We start from the raw sequence: 1518 nt of genomic DNA, 5'->3' as shown, positions 1-1518 counted from the left end.
CCGCAAACGCCTCGGCTGGCGCACCCCCGCCGAAGAACTCGACCGACTACTGTCAGACCCGTCCACGTTTGTTGCAGCGACCGCCTGAATCCAAGCGGACTTTCGCCGACGAAACCGCACACTCGGCGCCAGGACGACGAAGCTGCCTAGATCCGGCCGCCGGGGAAGATGGTCTTCACGGCTTCGGTGATGGTGGTGCGCGCGGTGGCGTCATCACTGGGCTGCAGTGACTCGATCACCACGATGTAGCGACGATCCGCCCCGACCACGCCGGTCGACAGGTGCATCCAGTTGTTGCCGATGCAGCACATCCAGCCCTGCTTCACCGCCACCGGCTCGTCGTACAGGCCTTCCGGGATCCCGAAGCGCTGCGGGTAGCCGTCGAGGCCGCTCGGGGTGGACTGCGCGAGGTTGTTCATGATGATGTTGGCCTGGGCCGGTGGCAGACCGCCGGAACCGTTGAGCAGCATGTCGTAGTAACGCGCCAGGTCCGGTGCGGTGCTGATGGTGTTCCACCAGGCACCGTTCGACGGCGGTGCGGTGCCGGCCAGACCATAGCGGCCGGCCACCCGGGTGATGATCGCGTTGCCGCCGTTCTGGTTCCAGAATGTCTCGGCCGCCCCGTCGTCGGACGCGCGCAGCATCGAATCGAGAGCAGCCCGGTCATCAGCCGACAGGCCGGCTTCGGCCTTGCGCAGCAGCAGGTCGTCGGCGATGAACAGCTTGACGACCGACGCAGTGGCGATCGGCCGGGTGTTGCCGTTGGTGATCAGCTGGTGCGAGATCCGGTCCAGCACCGCCACCGAGATGTTGGCACCGACCTTGGCGGCATCGTCGGTGGCTTCCTGCATGCGCGCGGAGAGACCATCGACCACCGCGGCCGGCTGAATCGCAGGCGCCCGGGGGGCTTCGATCGCCGTGGCCACCGGTGTCACCTCGGGTGCGCGGTACGGCGTCGGCCGTACGGCGTCGGCGCCATAGACCTTCTCGTCGCAGCCGAACACCACCGTGGAAATCACCATGACGATGGTCAACAGAAGCATCGATGGCCGCACGGCGGGTGGCCTCCTCAACAGGTATCAGGTGCGTAACGGCACCGACATGGGGTTCACGGGCTCGCCACAACTGCTGCCATCGGCCCGCCGGATAGGTTACCGCGTGGGCAAGCGGATCGCGCAGTTCGGTCGCCTCCAGAATTATCACGGCGGCCCGGCTCGGCGTGGAACGACCAGCGGCGATTTGCGCGATTTCACTGGTTGCGCTGCGTCTGGCACAATTGAGCAGTTGTCGCCTGCGGTTGATGCTGCAGCGGAGTCCTGGCGTCCCGGTCACCGCACAGCGCGACAACATGCCCGAACCCATCGGCTCGGTAACCGTCTGCATGCCCACAACGCGTGTCGGCCGGTCCGAAGCCGCGACCTGCGAGGAAGTGTTTCCGCAATGAACACGCTGGACATCGTCGACAAGGCGTCGCTGCGCGACGACATCCCGGCCTTCGCCCCCGGCGACACGGTCAAC

Annotated in this window: 1 protein-coding gene and 1 pseudogene; one reads left to right on the top strand and one right to left on the bottom strand. The window is 66.3% G+C overall.

The features are described from left to right. Nucleotides 1-146: 146 nt before the first annotated feature. Nucleotides 147-1043: a serine hydrolase gene (locus AC2VOG_RS13045; RefSeq protein WP_486940317.1), complete on the bottom strand. Its 897-nt coding sequence runs from the start codon at nucleotides 1041-1043 to the stop codon at nucleotides 147-149. A 241-nt stretch (nucleotides 1044-1284) separates the two neighbouring features. Between AC2VOG_RS13045 and AC2VOG_RS13040 the strand changes: the two are divergent. Beyond that, nucleotides 1285-1518: pseudogene (locus tag AC2VOG_RS13040) on the top strand (hypothetical protein); the annotation flags it as partial.

Source organism: Mycobacterium sp. TH-M11, assembly GCF_057473725.1.
This window is presented reverse-complemented; position numbering and strand designations above follow the sequence as displayed.

What these genes read in the sequence shown, in the direction of transcription:
- AC2VOG_RS13045 (WP_486940317.1), bottom strand. Translation starts at nt 1,043, where the DNA reads ATGCTTCTGTTGACCATCGTCATGGTGATTTCCACGGTGGTGTTCGGC.